Source organism: Leminorella grimontii, assembly GCF_039789245.1.
Taxonomy (GTDB): domain Bacteria; phylum Pseudomonadota; class Gammaproteobacteria; order Enterobacterales; family Enterobacteriaceae; genus Leminorella; species Leminorella grimontii.
In genome coordinates this window covers 3,285,215-3,307,095 of the sequence record NZ_CP146357.1, presented here as the reverse complement: position 1 = coordinate 3,307,095, position 21,881 = coordinate 3,285,215, and the positions used below count along the sequence as shown (strand labels likewise).

Annotated in this window: 21 protein-coding genes; 13 read left to right on the top strand and 8 right to left on the bottom strand. The window is 51.9% G+C overall.

The annotated features are described in order from the left end of the window. Nucleotides 1–52: 52 nt before the first annotated feature. From degS to dpiB, 5 genes are all read right to left on the bottom strand, one after another. Nucleotides 53–1,111: an outer membrane-stress sensor serine endopeptidase DegS gene (degS, locus tag V8L73_RS15260; RefSeq protein WP_027274883.1), complete on the bottom strand. Its 1,059-nt coding sequence runs from the start codon at nt 1,109–1,111 to the stop codon at nt 53–55. An 88-nt stretch (nt 1,112–1,199) separates the two neighbouring features. Further along, complete coding sequence (gene degQ, locus V8L73_RS15255) at nt 1,200–2,573, bottom strand: serine endoprotease DegQ (RefSeq protein WP_027274884.1); 1,374 nt, start codon at nt 2,571–2,573, stop codon at nt 1,200–1,202. A gap of 361 nt (nt 2,574–2,934) precedes the next feature. After that, nucleotides 2,935–3,342, bottom strand: a complete 408-nt coding sequence (gene zapG / locus V8L73_RS15250) for a Z-ring associated protein ZapG (RefSeq protein WP_027274885.1) — start codon at nt 3,340–3,342, stop codon at nt 2,935–2,937. Nucleotides 3,343–3,566: 224 nt separating this feature from the next. Then, entirely contained in the window at nt 3,567–4,268 is a 702-nt protein-coding gene (dpiA, locus tag V8L73_RS15245; RefSeq protein ID WP_027274886.1) for a two-component response regulator DpiA, read from the bottom strand. Between the two features lie 2 nt (nt 4,269–4,270). Next, nucleotides 4,271–5,905, bottom strand: a complete 1,635-nt coding sequence (gene dpiB, locus V8L73_RS15240) for a sensor histidine kinase DpiB (RefSeq protein WP_422655593.1) — start codon at nt 5,903–5,905, stop codon at nt 4,271–4,273. Nucleotides 5,906–6,271: 366 nt separating this feature from the next. Between dpiB and citC the strand changes: the two genes are divergently transcribed. The 12 genes from citC (at nt 6,272) to sspB (ending at nt 17,144) form a co-directional block, all read left to right on the top strand. Continuing rightward, nucleotides 6,272–7,348 carry a [citrate (pro-3S)-lyase] ligase gene (gene citC / locus V8L73_RS15235; RefSeq protein WP_027274888.1) on the top strand — a complete coding sequence of 359 codons (1,077 nt, stop codon included), beginning with the start codon at nt 6,272–6,274 and terminating at the stop codon, nt 7,346–7,348. Beyond that, nucleotides 7,345–7,641, top strand: coding sequence for a citrate lyase acyl carrier protein (gene citD / locus V8L73_RS15230; RefSeq protein WP_027274889.1), 297 nt, complete (start codon nt 7,345–7,347; stop codon nt 7,639–7,641). The genes citC and citD overlap by 4 nt, the downstream gene beginning before the upstream one ends. Then, nucleotides 7,638–8,534, top strand: a complete 897-nt coding sequence (citE, locus tag V8L73_RS15225; RefSeq protein WP_027274890.1) for a citrate (pro-3S)-lyase subunit beta — start codon at nt 7,638–7,640, stop codon at nt 8,532–8,534. The genes citD and citE overlap by 4 nt, the downstream gene beginning before the upstream one ends. Nucleotides 8,535–8,550: 16 nt before the next feature. Beyond that, nucleotides 8,551–10,065, top strand: coding sequence for a citrate lyase subunit alpha (gene citF / locus V8L73_RS15220; RefSeq protein WP_036023981.1), 1,515 nt, complete (start codon nt 8,551–8,553; stop codon nt 10,063–10,065). Nucleotides 10,066–10,072: 7 nt separating this feature from the next. Further along, complete coding sequence (gene citX / locus V8L73_RS15215) at nt 10,073–10,597, top strand: citrate lyase holo-[acyl-carrier protein] synthase (protein ID WP_261832032.1); 525 nt, start codon at nt 10,073–10,075, stop codon at nt 10,595–10,597. Beyond that, complete coding sequence (citG, locus tag V8L73_RS15210) at nt 10,594–11,508, top strand: triphosphoribosyl-dephospho-CoA synthase CitG (RefSeq protein WP_347253375.1); 915 nt, start codon at nt 10,594–10,596, stop codon at nt 11,506–11,508. The genes citX and citG overlap by 4 nt, the downstream gene beginning before the upstream one ends. A 28-nt stretch (nt 11,509–11,536) precedes the next feature. Beyond that, nucleotides 11,537–12,682 (top strand): 2-methylaconitate cis-trans isomerase PrpF family protein, encoded by a 1,146-nt coding sequence (locus V8L73_RS15205; protein WP_347253374.1) that lies wholly within the window; start codon nt 11,537–11,539, stop codon nt 12,680–12,682. 420 nt (nt 12,683–13,102) lie between these two features. Continuing rightward, nucleotides 13,103–14,542: an anion permease gene (locus V8L73_RS15200; RefSeq protein WP_347253373.1), complete on the top strand. Its 1,440-nt coding sequence runs from the start codon at nt 13,103–13,105 to the stop codon at nt 14,540–14,542. Between the two features lie 315 nt (nt 14,543–14,857). Continuing rightward, on the top strand, nt 14,858–15,286 hold the full coding sequence (rplM, locus tag V8L73_RS15195; protein ID WP_027274896.1) for a 50S ribosomal protein L13: 429 nt from the start codon (nt 14,858–14,860) through the stop codon (nt 15,284–15,286). A gap of 14 nt (nt 15,287–15,300) precedes the next feature. Further along, nucleotides 15,301–15,693 (top strand): 30S ribosomal protein S9, encoded by a 393-nt coding sequence (gene rpsI, locus V8L73_RS15190; protein ID WP_027274897.1) that lies wholly within the window; start codon nt 15,301–15,303, stop codon nt 15,691–15,693. Between the two features lie 315 nt (nt 15,694–16,008). Then, the gene (gene sspA, locus V8L73_RS15185; RefSeq protein WP_261832035.1) at nt 16,009–16,650 is read left to right on the top strand and encodes a stringent starvation protein SspA; all 642 of its coding nucleotides are present in this window, start codon (nt 16,009–16,011) and stop codon (nt 16,648–16,650) included. Between the two features lie 5 nt (nt 16,651–16,655). Next, the gene (sspB, locus tag V8L73_RS15180; RefSeq protein ID WP_027274899.1) at nt 16,656–17,144 is read left to right on the top strand and encodes a ClpXP protease specificity-enhancing factor; all 489 of its coding nucleotides are present in this window, start codon (nt 16,656–16,658) and stop codon (nt 17,142–17,144) included. Between the two features lie 74 nt (nt 17,145–17,218). Here sspB and dsbI read toward each other — a convergent pair whose 3' ends face one another. The 3 genes from dsbI to V8L73_RS15165 all read right to left on the bottom strand — a co-directional run bounded on the left by dsbI (nt 17,219) and on the right by V8L73_RS15165 (nt 20,460). Beyond that, complete coding sequence (dsbI, locus tag V8L73_RS15175) at nt 17,219–17,905, bottom strand: protein-disulfide oxidoreductase DsbI (protein ID WP_027274900.1); 687 nt, start codon at nt 17,903–17,905, stop codon at nt 17,219–17,221. Nucleotides 17,906–17,917: 12 nt separating this feature from the next. Then, nucleotides 17,918–18,586 (bottom strand): thiol:disulfide interchange protein DsbA/DsbL, encoded by a 669-nt coding sequence (locus tag V8L73_RS15170; protein ID WP_027274901.1) that lies wholly within the window; start codon nt 18,584–18,586, stop codon nt 17,918–17,920. A 74-nt stretch (nt 18,587–18,660) separates the two neighbouring features. Next, the gene (locus tag V8L73_RS15165) at nt 18,661–20,460 is read right to left on the bottom strand and encodes an aryl-sulfate sulfotransferase (RefSeq protein WP_027274902.1); all 1,800 of its coding nucleotides are present in this window, start codon (nt 20,458–20,460) and stop codon (nt 18,661–18,663) included. A gap of 452 nt (nt 20,461–20,912) precedes the next feature. On the opposite strand from V8L73_RS15165, the gene V8L73_RS15160 reads away from it, so the two are divergent. Then, the gene (locus tag V8L73_RS15160; protein ID WP_051155727.1) at nt 20,913–21,866 is read left to right on the top strand and encodes a LysR family transcriptional regulator; all 954 of its coding nucleotides are present in this window, start codon (nt 20,913–20,915) and stop codon (nt 21,864–21,866) included. Nucleotides 21,867–21,881 lie beyond the last annotated feature (15 nt).

The following is a 21,881-nucleotide window of genomic DNA, read 5'->3' as shown; positions in this document are numbered from 1 at the left end:
GGGGAGCGCTTGTCGCTCCCCCTTTGCTTTAGGTGTCTATTCAGCCAGCCTGTCAGGTCGCCGGGTATTCAGCGATAGTGACGGTTACGGTGGTTTTCTGGCCTCGACGTAGGACCTCTACCGGAATGCTGGTGCCGGGGCGAATTTCGGCTATCTGATCCATAACTTCAAGAACTGAACCAGCGGCCTTGCCGTTGACGCTCAGCAGGATATCTCCGGCCTGTATTCCCGCACGATCCGCCGGCCCGCCGGGCGTTACCGATCTGACCAGGATGCCCTGCAGTCGGTCAAACGGGCCGCTTTGCGCCTGTACCTGACCAAGATCTCCGCCACCGATGCCGATATATCCGCGAATAACGCGCCCGTCGCGGATAAGCTTATCCATGATTTTGGTCGCCAGCTCGATGGGAATAGCAAAGCTGATGCCTTCCGGCGTATCGCCGTCCGTTCGTTTATCCAACGACAGCGTATTGATGCCGACCAGTTCGCCAAGCGAGTTGACCAGCGCGCCGCCGGAGTTGCCGTGGTTAATGGAGGCGTCGGTCTGAAGCAGGTTCTGGCGGCCGTAGGGGCTTAGGCCGATGCGCCCGGTTGCGCTGATGATGCCCTGAGTTACCGTTTGCCCGAGGTTATAGGGGTTGCCGATCGCTAAAACGACGTCGCCGACGTGGGACGTCCTTTTGGTATTGATAGGTATCACCGGCAGATTGCCTTCCTGAATTTTCAGAACGGCGAGATCCGTTAGGGTATCGCTTCCGACAACCAGCGCTTCGTCGATTTGTCCGTTTTGCAGCGCGACGATGATTTGGTCGGCGTTGACGATAACGTGTCGGTTAGTGAGGATGTAGCCCTTTTTATTCATGATGACGCCAGAGCCCAGCGTATTGATGCCCGGCCCGTTTTGGCTGTGAATGTTGCGGTTGTATATGTTGACTACCGCAGGGGCGGCGCGCTTGACGGCGCTGTTATAGCTCGCGGGCGCTTCGCCAAGGGAGAGCGAAAGCGAATTATCCAGCAGGCCTGAGGTATCGCGCAGCGACGGGAAAATGGTCAGCAGCGTCGCAGCGATGATAAGGCCGATAAGAATTGAGCGTAACAGTTTGGCAAACATGCATGTCATCAGGAAAAATAGGGGTAGTTAAGGATAACATGACTTTAACGGATACGGCACATCGCCGTATCCGTTTTTGCGATCGAGGTTAGCGCAGGATCAGGTAGATATTATCGTCGCCGCGTAAAATGTTCAGCGCGACTACGTTAGGCTTGCCGTCCAGAATCTTACGCAGCTCGCCGAGGTTTTGCGTACGCTCGCTGTTAACGCCGATGATCATATCGCCCGCGCGCAGGCCGCTTTGAGCAGCCGGAGAGCCTTTCTCAACGTCTTTAATCAGGACGCCCTTGTTGCCCTGGACTTCACCGTTGTTCAGGGTTGCGCCCTGAAGAGCCGGCATCAGGGTTTCCGCGCTGGTGGAGGACTGGTCGCTGTTTTGCAGCTCGACGTCCACTTCCATCGGCTTGCCTTCACGCAGCAGGCCCATCTTCACCTTCTTGCCCGCACCGGCGGTCGCGACCTTGGCGCGCAGTTCGGCAAAGCTGCTGATAGTTTTGCCGTCAAGAGACACGATGACGTCGCCGGACTTGATGCCCGCAGCCGCTGCGGCAGACTTGGGAATAACTTCGCTGACGAAGGCGCCGCGCTGTGCGTCAACCTTGAAGGCTTTCGCCATCTCGGCGGTCATTTCGCTGCCCTTGATGCCCAGCATGCCGCGCTTGACTTCACCGTATTTTATCAGCTGCTCGGTCAGGCTTTGCACCATGTTGCTTGGAATGGCGAAACCGATACCGACGTTACCGCCGCTTGGCGCAAGAATAGCGGTGTTGATGCCGATAAGCTCGCCGTTCAGGTTGACCAGCGCGCCGCCGGAGTTGCCGCGGTTAATGGAGGCATCGGTCTGGATGAAGTTTTCAAACCCTTCCAGATTCAGGCCGCTGCGGCCCAGAGCGGAGATTATGCCGGAGGTTGCGGTTTGCCCCAGGCCGAACGGGTTACCGACGGCGACGGCAAAGTCGCCGACGCGCAGGGAATCAGAGTCCGCCATTTTGACGGCGGTGAGATCTTTTTCTTTGGCGTCAATCAGCTGAAGCAGGGCGATATCCGACTGCTCGTCGCGGCCGATAAGCTTCGCCTGATACTCTTTGCCGTTGTTTAACTGAACGCGGATCTTGTCGGCGTTGTTCACCACGTGGTTATTGGTGACGACGTAGCCCTTTTCTGCGTTGATAATTACGCCGGAACCCAGGCCTTCAAACGGGCGTACGCTCTGCTGTTCGGACGGCATGTTCGGTCCGAAGAAGAACTTAAACTCTTCAGGAATGCGCTGACGCTGAACCTGAGTGCCTTCAACGTAGACGCTAACGACCGCGGGCAGTACCTTCTCTAACATGGGCGCCAGGCTTGGCGTCTGCTCACCGGCGACGGCAGTAGGCAGAGCGGCGTTGGCTGCCGGTACTGAGGAAAAAGTTAATCCTAGACTGACGGTCAGGGCGCTCAATAATAACGTTGTTTTCTTCATGGGTTATATACTCTCAATACCAACCTTTAACCTAAATAGAAGCCGCATAAGCGGCCGCTGATAAAGCTTCTTAGGGCCAATCCCATTAGGCTATTTAATTTGCCCGTTTGGATACGGGCAGTGCCAATATATACCTACTGGGACAGGCCCTTACTCTATGATAGTAGCTAATCTAAGACCCGGCATAGGCGAAAAAAGTTCATCAAAGAACACATTACGTCAGGGGGGAAGCGGAAATGTTAGAAATGTGACCGGCCTCAAATCCAGACGGCATGCGGGAGAACGGGGAACGTAAAGAAAGGTAATGTTATTCAAGTAGCTGCGGCGTCGTTAAAAACGGCGCCGCGTCGAGTTATTTTGCTTATTCTTTGCGCTCTGGCCGAAACAGGCCTGAAGCTCCTTCGGAATAGTCGCGAGGAGGATGTTCCGGACTCATGCGATCTTCTTCGCTATCGGCTGCGCCAGGCTTAAAGTTGAGATAGCTAAAAGGGTTGCTGGACGCCATGTCAGGCAGCAGGGTAGTAGAGCTTTTCACCATATGCTTGTGAAATTGGCGATAGTCCTGAGCCATTTTTTCAAGCAGTTCGGCGCTGTGGGAAAAGTGATTGACCAGTTCCTGACGGTAGGTTTCCAGTTCGGCTCTGCTCTTATCAAGCTCTTGTTGTAGTGCCGTTTGCTGACGCAGCTTCCGGTTGCCGAACCGCATGGCTAAGGCGCCAATAATAAGCCCGACGACTAAGCCAACGATCAGTGCATATTCCCAAGTCATAGTGACTCCTTGTTACGGTCATAAATTACAGAGGGACAAACCCGACAAAAGGCCGGAAAACGGTGACACAGCCCGCAGTTCCCCCGCGTTCTCGCGCATCACTATACCTGCAAAGATAGGGTTGGGGGAACCTCAATCAGTATGTTGTTATATCCTATCATGATAAAGACGCGTTTTTCATCTCAAAAGGCCGGGCAGAAAGCGAACGTCTGCCCACCAGTCGATTAGTTCTCTTTTCTCTGCGGGCTGAGCCGGTAAATGCGTTGAGGACGGCCTACTTTACCGTAAATGATCTCTGCCTTAAGGAAGCTTTCTTTTGTGCAAAACTCAAGGTAGCGTCGGGCCGTCGTGCGGCTTAAGCCTAGCTTTTTGGCAATGTCTTCGGCCGTGTAGCCAATTTCCTCGCCGCTGTCGATGAAGGCGTCCTGTACGACCTTCAGCGTAATTTCATCGATGCCGATAGGCATTGACGGTTTGGCTTGAATGCGAGCAAACGTATTGAACATTTCATCGACCTGCCACTGGCTGACGTCTTCTGCCTGACGCTGTACGCGGTGCAGGTGGCTTAGGCGTTCCAGCGTTTGCTCCAGCCTGTCGTAGGAAACCGGCTTTATCAAATAGTCAAATACGCCATAGCGGATAGCGTCAGCGACGGTTTCAATATCGCTGGCGGCCGTAATGAAGATAATTTGCCCTTGATACTTGGCGGCGGACAGTTCTTGTAATAGTTCGATCCCTTTGCCGTCGGGCAAGTAGTTATCCAGCACGATTAAGTCGGGTTTGAAGTTGGCAATCATCATCCGGCCCTGTTCCAGATTACCGGCCAACCATACCTGACGGCAGGCGCTATGGCGCTTTATAAATTCAGCGTGCATTTCGGCCAGCGGCGTTTCGTCCTCGATGATTAATATGTTCAGGTATTTCATGACTAATTTCCTTTTGCTGTCCCCTTAGGAATAAAAATAGAAAACACAGTACCGTAGGGCTCGTTATCTTCTATCGTAATGGTGCCGTTGTACTGATCGATATAGGTTTTAACCAGATAAAGCCCTATTCCGTGATCGCCGCTTCGTTTGGAGGATACGCCGCGGGTAAAAATTTTGTCGCGAATGTCGGGCGCTATGCCAGAACCTTGATCCGAAACCTCAATCACCAGCTCTTCGCCTTCGTCCGAGATATAGCACTCAACTATCTTGCTACCGTCCGGATTCTTTAGCGTAGCCTCAAAAGCGTTATTAAGCAGGTTGCCCAAAATGCTGGCGAGCTCATTTTCGGTGAGCGGCCCCGGAGTGGCGCTCAGTGAGCTCCCCGATATAAAGTCGATCTCAAGCCCCAGTTCCTTCGCTCGATGATATTTGCCAAACAGCAGTCCCGCAATCAGGCGGTTTTTAAACATGCTGCTGATATTGTCGATAATAGACTGTTGATTAGACGACTCAAATTTCACCATCTCCAGCGCCCGATCGTACTCTTTTAGCTGAAGCAGCCCGCCAATAGTGGACATCCAGTTCAGGTGTTCGTGGCGCAGGGTGCGTAAATTCTCTACGTACTGTTGGATTTGCGACAGCTGGGCGCTCAGCATGTTGAGCTCGTCCTGACGCCGGAAGCTTATTACCCATCCTTGGAATTCATTGTCTATCCAAATGCCAACGCGGTTAGCGATGATTTTTACTCCGTTAAGAACCAGCAAATCATCAATACGGTTATTGCCCTGGTTTTCAGTAAAGTAGTCAGAAGGCGTAACCAGCGTTTTGATTCCCAGACCGATGAGATGTTTCGGCGCGCCGGTCAGCTTTAGCATTTTTTGTGCATTTTGGTTGATAGCGGTGATCTTCCCCTCCGTATCGACGGCGATCAGGCCTTCAAATACGGCATCGAAAAGCGCGTCCTGCAGTCGCTGCACGCGTGCGATCTCTGCAGGTTCCATACCCATCATCTGTTTTTTGATGTGGGTGGAGAACTGCCAGGAAAGAAAAATCAAAACAAACAGAATAAGCAGCAGGGCGCTGGTCAAAGGAAGTATCTGATTTGAGCGCCAGATATCGATTTTACTATTGAGATAGCCAAGGGAGATAACGCCGATAACCTTGTTGTTTTTATCCCATATCGGCGTTTTGGCTCTTAGCGCGAGGCCCATAGAGCCTTCGCTGCTGATGATGTAGCTCTCCCCGCGTTCCAGCGCGCCCGGCTTGTTCCACTGCATGGTGTAGCCGATTTTTTCCGGATTGGGGTGATAAAGCCTAACGGAGTTTTCATCACCTATGACCAGATAGCTGAAGTTGGACTCCATGCTTAGCCTGTCGGCAATTTTTTTAAGCTTTGTCGTATCCCTATGTTCCACGCCTTCGATGATGTCATCCATAGAAGCGATGATTTTGGCCTGGTTCATAGCGATTTCGCTGACTTTATCGGTTAGATAGATATCTAGCTGATATTCGACGAACTTGTTTAATGCGCCCAAAAGTAACGTAAACACGACAAGCAATAGTAAAAAAACACGCCATTGAAACGACATGTTCTTTAACATACTTTTCATATAATCTTTGGTTAATTTAATATGCATTTAACATTCGCTTTTTTATTTCTTATTCTACGATATCCGATATACTAAATATAATTAATTTGGTTATAAAATGCATTTAATTAATAAAGTTAATAAAAACCATTAAGTTATTTCTATTTATTCAGTTATCTGTGAAGCAGATCAATTAACTGGTTATAGCTAATTAATATGATGTGGTTCGCCATAATATTAGTCAATTGGCTTATCATTTCTAATGATTAAAAAGACATTTTCATTTATGCCGCCTATTGCTGGGGATAGGTTGCGCTTTGACTCTGACTGTGGTTTCGGCCGGGCGCCCGTGCGTGTCGCCTGCCTTTAAGTATTTCTTTGTTGTCTTATTAATACGTCTATAGAGAATGAATTATGTATAATTCAACAATATTCAATCGGGTAAAGCGTTCGGAGTTTAAAAAGATTGCCGAGATCGTGAAATTCCTTCGTCAAAACGATTTGAATATTGACACCACCGTTGAAGAATTTATTACCGTAACTCGCGATTCCCAAATTATCGCCTGTGGCGGAATTGCCGATAATATTATCAAGTGCGTAGCGATAAGCGAGGATCTTCGCGGTGAGGGCATCGCCCTTTCTCTGGCGACGGAGTTGGTCAACCTGGCCTACGAGCGCCACCATACTCATCTTTTCATCTATACAAAGACGCAAAACGAAGTGCTATTCCGCCAGTGCGGCTTTTTCCCGATCGCTTCCGTTCCCGGAACTATCGTTTTAATGGAAAACAGCAGCTGCCGCCTGAAGCGCTACGGCGAGCAGTTGGCGAAAAGCCGTAAGCCGGGCGATAAAATCGGCTGTATCATCATGAACGCTAACCCGTTCACGCTAGGCCATCAATACCTGGTTCAGCAGGCCGCCGCGCAGTGTGACTGGCTCCACCTTTTTCTGGTTAAAGAAAATACCTCCACGTTCCCCTATGTCGATCGCCTGAAGCTGGTGACGGAGGGAACGGCCAATATTCCTAACCTGACGGTGCATCCCGGTTCGGAATACATGATTTCGCGCGCGACCTTCCCCTGCTATTTCATTAAAGAGCAGGGCATCGTCGACAACTGCTATACCGAAATCGACCTCAAAATTTTCCGGCAGTATCTGGCTCCGGCCTTGGGCGTAACGCATCGTTTCGTCGGCACGGAACCCTTTTGCGAAGTGACCCGCAAATACAATGCCGACATGCGTTATTGGCTCGGCACGCCAGAGCTTGCCAGCCCGCCGATTGAACTGGTTGAAATAGAACGTCTGCAGCATGAAGGGACGGCCGTTTCAGCCTCATGGGTGCGTCGTTTGCTGTCGAAAGGGCAAATGGACACCATTTCTCATCTGGTTCCGGAGTGCACGTATCAGTATTTGTTAAAAAGCCCGCTCCTTCGCCAGAAGTCCACGGACGCCCCAACAGAAGATTCCGTTATTACCGTAGGTGAACTATGAAAATTATCAAAGAAGCCGTAGCCGGCACGCTTGAGTCAAGCGATGTCATGATGCGGGTCGCTCCAATCGATGGACAGGAGATCGACCTACAGTTGAACAGCAGCGTAGAGAAGCAGTTTGGCGACGCTATCCGGGAGACCGTGATGGACACCTTAGCCAAGCTTGGCGTTACCGGCGTTCAGCTTATTGTTGACGACAAAGGCGCGCTGGACTGCATCCTGCGCGCTCGCTTACAAACCGTACTGCTAAGGGCCAGTGACAGCAAAACGCTACCGTGGGAGGCATTGAAATGAAGCCTGAATTGAAAAAACGCGTCCGCCGCAGCATGCTGTTCGTTCCCGGCGCTAATGCCGCTATGGTCAGCAACTCTTTTATCTACTCCGCTGACTCCATCATGTTCGACCTGGAAGACTCCGTCGCGCTCAGAGAGAAAGACGCTGCTCGACTGCTGGTTTTCCATGCGCTGCAGCATCCGATGTATCAAAAGATTGAAACCGTCGTTCGCGTTAACGCGCTGGATTCCGAATTCGGTATTAAAGACCTCGAAGCCGTAGTTCGCGGCGGCGTCGACATCGTTCGCCTGCCAAAAACCGACCGCGCGCAGGACGTCGTCGACATGGAAAAAGAGATCGAGCGCATCGAGCGTGAGTGCGGACGCGAAGTCGGCAGCACCGGCATGATGGCCGCGATTGAATCCGCCGAAGGCATCAACAATGCGGTAGAGATCGCCCATGCTTCCGAGCGCCTGATCGGTATCGCTCTGGGTGCGGAAGACTACGTGCGCAACCTGCGCACCGAGCGTTCTCCCGAAGGCATCGAGCTGCTGTTTGCGCGCTGTTCCATTCTGCAGGCCGCTCGCCATGCCGGCATCGCTGCGTTTGATACCGTATATTCCGACGCGAACAACGAGCAGGGCTTCCTCAACGAAGCTTCTCACATCAAACAGCTGGGCTTTGACGGTAAGTCTCTGATTAACCCTCGCCAGATTGAACTTCTTCACAACCTTTATGCGCCAACCGCAAAAGAGCTTGACCACGCTCAGCGCGTGATCGAAGCGGCTGAAGCGGCTGCGGCAGAAGGATTAGGCGTCGTTTCTCTTAACGGCAAAATGATTGACGGCCCGATTATCGAACGTGCCCGTCTGGTGGTTCAGCGCGCAGCGCTGTCCGGCATCCGTGAAGAATAAGGTGGGGTGAATCGAAATGTCTCGTCAACAACAAGTAATGAATATCTGTAACGGTTCTGAAGGCCGTAAGCTGTCGCCGTTTAGCGATATGCCGAAAGCAGAACTACAGGCTCAAAGGCCGCGTAATAAAAAGATGTGCTCTTCTTTGGAAGAGGCTATCCGTCGCTCAGGTCTGAAAGACGGCATGACTATCTCTTTCCACCACGCGTTCCGCGGCGGCGACCTGACTATTAACCTGGTTATGGCGCAAATCGCAGCGATGGGCTTTAAAAACCTGACGCTGGCGTCAAGTTCGCTGGCCGGCTGCCACTCTCCGGTCATTGAACACATTCGCAACGGCGTCGTGACCAAGATCTATACCTCTGGCCTGCGCGGCCCGCTGGCGGAAGAGATTTCCCGCGGCCTGCTGAAAGAGCCCGTACACATTCACTCCCACGGCGGACGCGTGAATCTGGTTCAGTCCGGCGAGCTGAATATTGACGTCGCTTTTCTGGGCGTCCCGGCCTGTGATGAGTTCGGCAACGCCAACGGTTACACCGGCAAAGCGTGCTGCGGCTCGTTGGGCTATGCTCGCGTAGACGCTGAAAACGCCAAGACGGTCGTTATGCTGACCGAAGAAATCCTTCCTTATCCGCATCATCCGCTGAGCATCTGTCAGGATCAGGTCGACATGATCGTGCAGGTTGAGCGCGTAGGCGATGCTGAAAAGATTGGTGCCGATGCGACCCGTATGACCACCAACCCACGCGAACTGCTGATTGCTCGTCGCGCGGCGGACGTCATCATCAATTCTGGCTATTTCAAGCCGGGCTTCTCTATGCAGACCGGTACCGGCGGCGCTTCTCTGGCGGTAGTTCGCTTCCTGGAAAGCAAAATGCGCAGCCAGAACGTGAAGGCCGGATTTGCTTTGGGCGGCATTACCAGCGCAATGGTCGATCTGCACGAGAAGGGGCTGATTGAAAAGCTGCTGGACGTTCAGAGCTTTGACGCCGGCGCGGCGGCCTCTTTGGCCCGCAACCCGAATCACGTTGAGATCAGCGCTAACCAGTACGCTAACTTCACCTCCAAGGGCGCGTCCGTTGAGCGTCTGGACGTGGTTATCTTAAGCGCCTTGGAAATCGACACCAAGTTCAACATCAACGTACTGACCGGTTCTGACGGCGTACTGCGCGGCGCCTCTGGCGGCCACTGCGATACCGCTGCGGCTTCTCAGCTGGCTATCATCGTAGCGCCGCTGGTGCGTGGTCGCATTCCGACCATCGTTGAGCACGTTACGACGATGATCACTCCGGGAAGCAGCATCGACATTCTGGTTACCGACCACGGTATCGCCGTTAACCCGGCGCGTCCGGAACTGGCTGAGCGTCTGAAAGAGGCCGGCATGCCGGTGACCACCATCGAAGCGCTGTACGAACGCGCGGTGGCTCTGACCGGCGCGCCTAAGCCGATTGAGTTCACTGACCGCGTTGTGGCAGTGGTGCGCTATCGTGACGGCTCCGTGATTGACGTTGTTAATCAAATAAAAGAGTAAGCTCGCGATGGGCATTCTCCCGGAACTCGTCGAAGAACGCAGCGTCTCTCTGGAGGAAGTTTTACTCAGCAGAGAGGCTCGTCAGGAGCGGCAGCGGGCTTGGATTAGCCGCTACGAAATGACCATAGTTTCTTTGACGATAGTCGTTCCGGGAGAGTTTAAAGACACTCGACTGTCCCGCCAGGCCTTTAACATGGCCTGGCAGGCGCTGGACGCACTAAGCCTTGAAAAGGGCTGGCGCACGGTGGCCAAGGAAATCTTTTGTCTGCCGACCGGCCCGGAAGGGCTGATGGCGATAGATTTACCCGCAGAAGACGTCAAACGCGCCAGCGTTGAGCTGGAGCAGCAAAGCGCCGCAGGGCGCCTTTGGGATATTGACGTTATCGGCAAAAACGGGATTTTGTCCCGGCAGGCGCTAGGCCTGGGGCCTAGGCGCTGTCTGGTTTGTGAGCGTGATGCGCGCATTTGCGCCCGCGAACGAACCCACTCTTTACAAGCGCTGAGTCAGGCAATGGAGGCGCTGTTCTTATGATGTTGAAATCCACCGATCCCGTTCAAAAACCCGTTTCCCTTGAAATTAACAAGCTGCCTTGGGTTGTCCGCTGTAGCCAGCTGGCGCATGGCGCCATGCTGAACGAAGTCAACCTGACGCCGAAACCGGGGCTTGTGGACATGCGCAACAGCGGCGCCCACAAGGATATGGAAATTGTTGATTTCTACCGCAGCGCGGACGCCATCAGAACGTGGATCCCCTATTTTGTCGAATACGGCATGAGTTCATATCAGCAGACGAGTCGCGACGTGCTGCACGGCATTCGCCCGCTGGGGCTGGCCTGTGAATCGTCAATGTATAAAGCGACGTCGGGGGTGAATACCCATAAGGGAACCATTTTCTCTCTCGGCCTGCTGGCCACCGCGATGGGGCGGCTGGTGGCTGGGCAGCGCCCCGTCACGCAGCTTAACCTGTGTAAAGCGGTGGCTGACATGTGTCAGGGAATGGTCGCCAACGAACTTGCTCAAAATAACCCTTCGCTCACTGCCGGCCAGCGGCTGTACCGAGAGTTCGGCTTAACCGGCGCAAGGGGAGAAGCCGAGTCAGGCTTTTCTTTAGTATCGACGGTTTCTCTTCCCGTTTATCAGCAGGCTATTTCTCAGGGCATCGACCCACAGAGGGCGCTTCTTCAGGCGCTGTTAAGCCTGATGGCGGTAAACGGCGACACTAACGTTGCTTCCCGCGGCGGCGCACAAGGGCTGAGCTGGATTAAGCAAACGGCTCAGCAGTTTTTAGCCGACGGCGGCGTTATGCAGTCGGATTACATCGCCCGCCTGAAAGAGTTCGACAATCAGTGCATTGAAAGAAACTTAAGCCCCGGCGGCAGCGCCGATCTTCTTATTGTGACCTGGTTTTTGGCTCAATTTCCCGAGTCATACGGAAAAAATTAAAACGACGAAACGTCACTGGAGGTTTTATATGAAAAGTCATAGCGTACCCTGCTTCTGGATGCGGGGTGGAACCAGTAAGGCCGGCTGCTTTGTTGAAAGCGATATGCCTGCCGATGTCGCCACGCAGAACGAGTGGCTTTGTAAGATTTACGGCAGCAGCGATCCGTCAGGCAGACAGATTAACGGCATGGGAGGCGGAACGTCGACCACCAGCAAGGCAATGATCGTAAGTCGACGCCCGGAAGAGAAAAACGGCGTCAACTATACGTTCTGCCAGGTTGAAACGGCGGCTAATGCGGTAGATCGTAAAGGAAACTGCGGCAACATCTCTTCGGCGGTGGGCCCCTTTGCAATTGAAAGAGGCCTGGTGGATGAAATCACCGAGCCGGTAACGCAGGTCAGAATTTATAACACCAACACCAAGAAAACCATCGTGTCGCACGTGCCGGTCAAAAACGGCAAGGTCGTGTACAACGGCAACTTCGCCATCTCGGGCGTACCGGGTACCGGCGCTCGCATTCAGCTGGACTTCCTGTGTCCTGGCGGTGCGGTAACGGGCAAGCTGCTGCCAACGGGTAACGTCAAGGATACGATAGACGTTCCCGGCGTTGGTCCTGTGGAAATCTCGATTGTTGACGCGGCAAACCCTCTGGTGTTCGTCAGAGCAGCGGACCTTGGGCTAACCGGCGGCGAACTTCCCGCCCAGATTGACAGCGATCCCGAACTGTTAAGAAGAATGCTTTCTATCCGCGAAGCCGCTGCGGTACTGATCGGGTTAGCGAAGGATATGGACGACGCTCGCGTCAACAGCCAAGCCGTGCCGAAGTTTTGTTTTGTCGCTCCTGCCGCTGGCTACGTCAGCCTGGCCGGTGAGAACGTCAACAAGAATGACGTCGACATTCAGGCCCGCATGCTGTCAATGGGAAAACTTCATCCCGTATTGGCTATTACCGGGGGTGTTTGTATTGGCGTTGCGGCAAAAATTGAAGGAACGCTGGTTAATGAGATCACTAAAGACATTAACCATAAAGATGAATTAAATATTGGACACTGTAGCGGAATACTTTCCGTCAGCGCCAACGTTGAAAATCATCAGGGAGAGTTCAACGCGTTAAATGGAACCGTATACCGAACGGCTCGTGTCTTAATGAAAGGCGAGGTTGAGGTATATTAATCTGGCGCGCTCAGCTGTCTACGCGTTATGTAGTTTTCCTCAGTAAGCTATTTTAAATAGAATAACGTTACACTATGTTAAACGGCGCCTATTTTGATGGGCGCCCTTTTTTATTCGGGTTTTAGCCATAGGAGTAATTAAATCCATAAGGTTGATAAGGAATAAAACGGAAATTAAAAACATTAAATTTATGATATCAACTTTAGCCTGTGTCACATATTTATCGTCAAGTATGGCGCATTATGCGAAACATTATAGAAGCGAAAATCCCGCTTCAAATTTTTTAATTTATTATTAACGGTTAGATAACGAAATAACGCCATAACCTAATTTTAAAATTCTTTAATAAGTATTTTCACGTTTAAGTTTTTTAAACGTGGGGCCGGTTTGTGTTTTTTATTATCAAGGAGAATGTCCGTAATGAGTAAAGAGAAAATGTGGAAGCTATTATTGCTAATAGCGATTCCCATTATCGTGGCTCTGATACCGACGCCGGCGGGATTATCTCATCTCGCATGGATACTGTTCGGTCTCTATTTAGCCGCTATCGTTGGTCTGGTGTTAAAGCCGTATTCCGAGCCGGTTATCCTGCTGGGTACAATCGCTGCGACCGCCGTTGTTATCGGCGTATTCGGCGATAAAGGGCTGAAAGCTGGTGAAGTACTGAAGGGTTACTCTTCCGGTACGACCTGGCTGGTGTTCGCCGCGTTTACGCTGAGTTCCGCGTTTGTTCTGACAGGTTTAGGTAAGCGTATTTCCTATATCCTGATCGGCAAGCTGGGCGGAACGACGCTGGGCCTGGGCTACGTCACCGCAATTCTGGACCTGTTAATCGCTCCGGCTACGCCGTCCAACACGGCGCGCGCCGGTGGGATCGTGTTCCCGATCATCAACAGCGTCTCCGTCGCTTTAGGTTCAGATCCGAACGACAGTCCGCGCAAGGCCGGTCATTACCTGATGGTTAACATCTATATGGTGACGAAAACCACCAGCTATATGTTCCTGACGGCGATGGCGCCTAACGCGTTGGCGCTGGAGATGATGTCCAAGATCCTGAACATTCAGCTGAGCTGGGGTCAGTGGGCGCTGGCCGCCTGCGTACCGGGTCTGATCATGCTGATCCTGACGCCGTTTATGATCTACAAAATGTATCCGCCTGAGCTTAAAAAGGTTGATAACAAGAAGATCGCAAAAGAAGGGCTTGAGCTGCTTGGGCCGATGTCTCTGCGCGAGAAGCTGCTGCTGGTTCTGTTCGTTCTGGCTCTGCTTGGCTGGATGTGTTCAGGCCTCATCGGCGTTGATGCTTCAACCGTTGCTATTTGCGTTATGGCGCTGACCATCCTGTGCGGCGTAGTAACTTGGGACGACGTTCTGAAGAACAAGGGCGGCTGGAACACCCTGATTTGGTACGGCGGCATCATCGGTATGTCCGGCGTTCTGACCAAGGCCAAGTTCTTTGAGTGGCTGGCGGAAGTGATGAACCAGAACCTGTCCTTCGGCGATAACGCGATGATGGCGCTGTTCGTGATTTTGTTTATCAGCGTAGCCATTCGTTACCTGTTTGCCTCCGGCGGCGCTTACGTTGCGGCGATGGTGCCGGTGTTTGCGACCGTGGGCATGGTTGCCGGCGCTCCTCCGATGCTGCTGGCGCTGGGCCTGCTGTTCTCTAACTCCTACGGCGGCAGCCTGACCCATTACGGAGGCGCTGCGGCTCCTATCGTATTCGGTGCTGGCTACAACGATACCCGCTCTTGGTGGATTATCGGCGGCGTCGTAGCCTTCCTGAGTCTGGCTGTTCACATGACGGTTGGCTTGGGCTGGTGGGAAATGTTAATCAGCATGGGCATCATCGGCGGCTGATAGATTTCCAAAATGCTCTGCGGCGCGTTCGCAGAGCGTTGGATGGAACGGCATCGAGTTTATCGGTGCCGTTTTCTTTTATATAGAATAAATCATCGCAACGGCGTAAAAACAGGTCGATCTTTGTGGTCGACTTCTCTATAATCTTGCGACCCCACGTTACAACAAGGTTTTTTTCCCAGAACCTTGATAGTGTCGGCATGTACTGCTCGAAGGGGTAGGTTTGCTGGACTCGATTGGTCGTGTGAGCCTCAATAACGTTTCTTGACGATTGGTGTTCACCAACGTGTAACTTTAGATTGGGTAAGTTATTTAATGAAAACTTTTTCAGCTAAGCCAGAAACAGTAAAGCGTGACTGGTATGTTGTAGATGCGACCGGCAAAACGCTGGGCCGTCTTGCTACTGAACTGGCTCGCCGTCTGCGCGGTAAGCATAAAGCGGAATACACTCCGCACGTTGATACCGGTGATTACATCATCGTTCTGAACGCAGAAAAAGTTGCCGTAACCGGCAACAAGCGTTCTGACAAGATTTATTATCACCACACCGGCTATATCGGTGGTATCAAACAAGCGACCTTTGAAGAGATGATTGCCCGCCACCCTGAGCGCGTGATCGAGATCGCGGTTAAAGGCATGCTGCCTAAGGGCCCGCTGGGTCGTGCAATGTACCGTAAACTGAAAGTTTACGCAGGTAACGAGCACAACCATGCGGCACAACAACCGCAAGTTCTGGACATTTAATCGGGATATAGGCAATGGCAGAGAATCAATACTACGGCACTGGTCGCCGCAAAAGCTCTTCCGCACGCGTCTTTATTAAGCCGGGTAGCGGTAACATCGTTATTAACCAGCGCAGCCTTGAACAGTATTTCGGCCGTGAAACTGCCCGCATGGTAGTTCGTCAGCCGCTGGAACTGGTCGAGATGATTGGTAAACTGGATCTGTACATCACCGTTAAAGGTGGTGGCATCTCTGGTCAAGCTGGTGCTATCCGTCACGGTATCACCCGTGCGCTGATGGAATACGATGAGTCACTGCGTGGCGAACTGCGTAAAGCAGGTTTCGTTACTCGTGACGCACGTGAAGTTGAACGTAAGAAAGTCGGTCTGCGTAAAGCACGCCGTCGTCCTCAGTTCTCCAAGCGTTAATTGTTTGCCGTTTCGGCAGCCAATTAATATTAAAAAACCCGGCATTGCCGGGTTTTTTTATCTTCACGCTTTGCAAAATAACGTTATTTTACGGTGGAATAATAATCTGCCGTGAATGATGGATAAATTATCACGCTCATCTGATCAAGTGCGTAGAAAATCTGCTAAACTAGCCGACGTTTAGTATGCGTTATTGAATCAATAAGTGAATTCTATTACTGATGTTCCCTATTGAGACAGGCGTTTGGCGGATGAACGCTTAAGCCGCCGCTGTCACTATACATAAGCTATCAATTGAGAAACTTGGAGGTTTTCATGGCTGTCGCTGCCAATAAACGTTCGGTAATGACGCTGTTTTCCGGCCCGGCTGATATTTATAGCCATCAGGTTCGTATCGTTCTGGCTGAAAAGGGTGTGAGCGTTGAGATTGAACAGGTCGACATGGATAACCTGCCGCAGGATTTAATCGACCTGAATCCTTATGGTTCTGTCCCTACGCTGGTCGATCGCGAGCTGACGCTGTATAAGTCCCAAATTATTATGGAATATTTGGACGAGCGTTTCCCCCATCCTCCGCTAATGCCGGTTTATCCCGTCGCCCGCGGCACCAGCCGCCTGATGATGCACCGTATTGAGCAGGACTGGTATTCGCTGCTCGACGCTATCCTGACCGGCAGCGCTCAGGACGCTGACGCAGCACGCAAGCAGCTGCGTGAAGAGCTTCTGGCTATTGCGCCTATTTTCAACGAATCGCCTTATTTTATGAGCGAAGAGTTTAGCCTGGTTGACTGCTATCTTGCTCCGCTGCTTTGGCGTTTGCCGCAAATGGGCATTGAGCTTAGCGGAAGCGGCGCGAAAGAGATTAAGGCCTATATGAACCGCGTATTCGAGCGCGAGTCGTTCTTAGCTTCACTCACGGAAGTTGAGCGCGAAATGCGCCTGCAGATGAGAGGATAAGCGGGATGACGCCTCGTCGACCCTATCTGCTGCGAGCCGTTAATGACTGGCTGTTGGACAATGGGCTGACGCCCCACCTGATCGTCGACGCCACGGTTGTAGGCGTCGTTGTTCCTATGGAGTTCGTTCGCGACGGGCAGATAGTTTTAAACATCGCGCCGCGTTCCGTCGGTAATCTGGAGCTGGGCAATGATGAAATTCGATTCAATGCTCGCTTCGGCGGCGTTCCTCGCCGCGTAGAGATCCCTTTGGCGGCCGTATTGGCTATCTACGCCAGAGAGAACGGAGCCGGGATGGCGTTTGAGCCAGAAGAGTACCCGGATGCGCACGGCTTTGAGCAGGAAGAGATCTTTTCCGATGAGATTCAGCCCGAAAGCGGGATCCATCTGGTATCAACGCAGGAAGAGTCCGCTGGAAAAAGCGACGCCGATGGCGATGATGATGAACCTACGCCGCCGCCTCGCGGAAGGCCCGCTCTGAGAGTCGTGAAGTAGCCGAAGCGTACGGCGAATAGAAAAATAAAAAAGGCGAAGCATTGTGCTTCGCCTTTTTGCATCTATCTCACCGGCTATGCAATGGCCGTCTTTTTACTGTTACCTCGGGTAAGCTTGATTCCCCAAGCGATGGTCATAACCACCAAAATGAGGAAGCAAAGCCCGAACGCCAGGAAGCAGGATTGCGCCATGTTCATAAACTTCAGCGAAGGGATGAGGTACCATCCTTCGGCCTGAACGTACATGTCGACAAAAAACTGCTGGAAGCTGCTCAGCGTTACGCCGTCCGGAACGATAGGAGCATCGTAACCGCAGTCGCCGGTAGGCATGAACCATTCGGGCGCCCATTGGGCCAAAGGGAGGCCAAAGGGGAAGTTAGGATCGGTAGAGCACCCCTGAACGCCGAACAGCGCATCCGGGCTGTGAACGGCGTGGTGTATATTGTTCAGCTTAATGGAGTAAAGCATTCCCGTAATGGCGCCATAAAATGCGGCAATACAGCCAATCAGCTTTAGAACTACATTTTTGGGATTGATTGCAGCAATAAGCCCGCCAATGACCATAACGAACATGGCAAAGCGGATGTATACACACTGTTCACAGGGCGCCATGTAGAGATAGATTTGAAAAAACGAGTGCGCAAGAATGATAAGCCCACCCATGACAACCACCATCAGAAGCCACAGGAAGCGCTGTTCTTGCCATCTCACCAGCGTATCTACCGGAGTAGTACGCAGGTCTCTCCACATTTTCTTAAACATAATGTGAAATCCTTATTTAGCGGCCAGCTCTTTGATTAAGTCGGCCATGGAGTCGACAGACTTGATGCTCTTGGTCAGGATCAAATACTTGCCGTTGACGACGTAGGCCGGAACGCCCTGGATCTTGGCGACGTCATAGGCCGCTTTCCATTTTTCCAACGTTTCCTGAACCTTTGGATCTTTCAGCGCGGTGTCAAAATCGGCTCTGCTCATACCGGCTGCGTCCAGACCCGTTTTGATAAAGGCGTCCGGATCTTTACCGTCAGACCAGCGCTCCTTCTTATCGTGGTAGGCGGCGTAATAGGCGAATTTGGCCTTTTTAAACTGTGAATTTGCGTCAAACAGGGAGAGGCCTGCGGCCTGATCTTTGGCGATCAGTACGGCGAAAACTTCGCTGCCTTGACGACCATATTCACCTTTTGTTTCCAGGTGGAAGGGGACGAAGGTCACGACGTCGGCCACTTTTTCAGAGACCTGAGCCGTTACGGCCTTGTCATACTTGTAGCAGAACGGGCAGGCATAGCTGAAGACCTTAATCAGCGTCTTTTCGGCGTTAGGAATTGGCTTTTCCAAAACGACATAGTCAGTTCCCTCAGTAAAGGCTGACGCCATAAATGACGTAGCCAGCAGGCCTGCGCACAGAACGCTTTTAAATACTTTCTTAAACGGACTGGTATACATGGAATAACTCCTTGATGCATAAATATTTTCAAGTTGGCATTTAAAGGCCCCGCAGTGCGGGGCCTTTGGGTTAGTTACTTTTTAAACATGTTTTCTGGGCGAACCAGTACGGCGCGATAGTGCGTCTGGTTTGGTTTGTCTGACAGAACGTCGATTTCTACCTTGACCTCTTTGGTTTTGTAATCGATTTCATTCAGCTTACCGATGGTTGGCTGACCGACGTCAAACAGGTGAATCGAGCCGCCGAAGCCAAACATGGTGTTGCGGTCAGGCTGATATTCAACGATAGAGGTGATTGGGCTATACCAGTCATAGCCGCGGTCTTTGCCGTATTCCCAGACCTGCTGAACGGTCATGTTCTTTTCATCAACCTTGTATTCAACAAAGCGTGAATACTTCATGGTTGGCAGCGCGGGTTGTTCAAGGTTGCGGCCGTCGCCGTTATCGAAAATCGTTAACGTCCCCTTGCTGGAAAGCCAAGCGGTGTGCTGGGTGTAAACAAAGTCGAAGTCGGTGTTTTCACACTTGCCGTTTTCGTCACACTTGAGCGGCTTGCCGTTAGCGTCCACCGGCTTAAGCAGCTTCGGCGCCAGCTTCTCGTTCCAGCCTTTGGACGGCGCCAGAATCCACTTCACCTTCTTGTCGCGGGTGACTTTCACGACGCCCTGATGGCGGAAAGAAAGAATGATGGAGTCATCCTTATCGTCGTAGGCGATGGAGTTGACGTGCGCCCAGTTGCGGCCAGGGCCAACGCCCAAAGCGTCGCCGTACGGCGTATCCGGCTCAAGCTTGGCCTGTTGGCCCGCGTGGGCCAAGTCGACGTTAACGCAAACCGCACCGGCATCCAGCGCGCCCAGCAGGCTGTCGCGCAGCGGGTCGAGGATCAGGTTGAGGTCCCAAACGTCGAGAACGCGGCCCGCTTTGTCCACTTCGATAATGTGGTCACGGATAGTGTGAACGTGAAGGCCGTCATCGCGCTTATAGTTGCGTTTACCGACGCGCAGCAGCACGGTGCCTTTGGAGGTTTCAATCGACTCGTGGGTTGCATCCTGGAAGCCGCGGGGAAGCTTATGATCGACCAGAATCTGGCCCATCATGTCAAACTCGTACCAGTGCTGGCCCTGAACGGCGGTAAACGTACCGCGAGGCGTCTCGCGGATGCCCATCAGGTAGCCGCGTTTGTTAATGTTAACGTCGCGACCGTCGTAGGTGGCGTTTTGATCCAGCCACCAGCGGTATTCACCCTGAGTGTCAACGATGAAGGTGAACGGCGCGATGTCAAAAGGCAGGGCGCCGCCCGCCGGGCCTGCGTCAAGAATGCCGGCATTTTTGTCTTTTTCGCCGTGCCAGTGCAGATCAGAGCCGCGGGCGGTAAAGGTGTGGGTATTGACCAGATAAAGGCGGTCTTCAAAACCAGGAGCGACCTTAACGACTTTCGTTTCCTGCAGGTCGGTGATAGAACGGTTGTCCATATAGTTGTTTACGATGGCGGACGTTTTTATCGTGTATTCGTCCTTCATCGGCTTGCCGTTTTCTTTAAACTCAACGGTCACCTTGTTGTCGTGCTTTTGATAAAGGCCGAAGATGGGAACGCCGTCGTAGTTTTTCAGCGCTTCGGCGCCGACGTCGTATTTAATATCTACGCCCTTGTCGCCTTTACCGTGAACGACAACCTTAACGTCGGAAATCTTGTGGCCGTCGAGCTCAACCAGAGCCGTCAGCGGGGCATTGCCGTACGGATCCACGATGACGGCGCCCAGGCTTGCCGCTGGCTGAGGCGGCTTAAAGCCTGCGGCAAGCGCGCTGGTTGCGGTCAAGCCGAAGGCTAATACGATTGCACTAGCTACCAGCGTTTTTCTGGTCTTTGTAAACATGATTCTCTCCTGAGTTGGCAATAATAATTTTGCAAATCTTGAGGGCGTCGTTTTGATTAAACCGTCTGTTTGCCCCGTAAGTCTTAAGGCCGTAAAAGTCCCGTCGCGTTTATGTAAAAAAGCGACTCGTTACTTTTGTTTTCAAAGCGTTATAACTAAATTCTGAAGGCAACCCGTAGTTATTCGATGACGATTAAGTAACTACGTGATTCCTTTGCCTTTTTATTTTGATGGTCATACCTCTTTCAGTAATTATGTTAAATAAGATATGAAAAAATTTACGGTTAGTAGATGATTTATCTAAGTTATTAACAGTCTTAATTCAATTTAATCAAATAGTTATTTGATATAAGTTTGAACTGGATCACGTTACGTTTTTTACATTTATTTACTTTATGGCGATAGTAGGTTATCTCTAAAAAGAGATAAAGAGCCCTTTCCGGATAACGATCATGCGTAAAGTGGAAAATGTACCTCTGGATACTGAACTTCTTGGATTGTTCAGAGCGCTGTCAGAAACAGAGTCTTTGACGCTGGCGGCCAATAAGCAGGGAATGAGTCAGGCGGCGGCTAGCAGAGCGTTGACCAAGCTGAGATCTATTTTTAACGATAACCTGTTTATCAAAGCGGGATACGGCATGCAGGCTACGCCCAGAGCGAAGGCGCTTTCCCCTCGCATTACGGCCGCGCTGCTTGAGTTGGAAAGGCTGACCGAACCGGATATATTCAGGCCCGAAACGCTAACGCGGACGCTTTATCTTGGCGCCGTGGATAACGGCGTGTTTTCCATCTTTTCCCGCGTGATAAAAGAGCTGTTTGACCAGGCGCCAAAGGCCAGGATTGAGATTCTGCCTATCGGCAACGATCTCTGTTCCAGCCTTAAATACGGCAGAATGGACCTTGCGATTTTTCCTCTGGTGACGATGCCGCCCGATTTCCACGAAATAAACCTGTTTCAGACGTCATATTCTTGCGTTGTGCGCAAGGGACATCCGTTGGTGAGTTACATACAGGAGGGAAACCGGCTGACGCAGGAGAAAATCAACGGCTATCGGCGCATACAGGTGATGGTGCACGATGGAAAACAGGAACAGGGTTACGCGCTTGATGAAGCCGCATTTCCGCAAACGGGTGAGTTTGATATCGCAATGACGGTGCCCTATTTTTTAGCTGCGCCGATGGTGCTGGCCGAAACGGATTTTGTCCTGACGCTGCCGCGGCAAACGGCGCTGCACTTTGCGAAGATGGCTGACCTGGAGGTTTTACCCTATCCCTGCGACTCCCGAACGTTTTTCACCCGTTTGATTTGGCACCACCGCGTGCACCACGATCCTGCGGTTCAATGGCTGCGTGGGCTGTTTATTAAGCATGCATCAGAGGAAGTTGCGGAAAAGTACGCATCCTAATGAGTGAAAAGAATA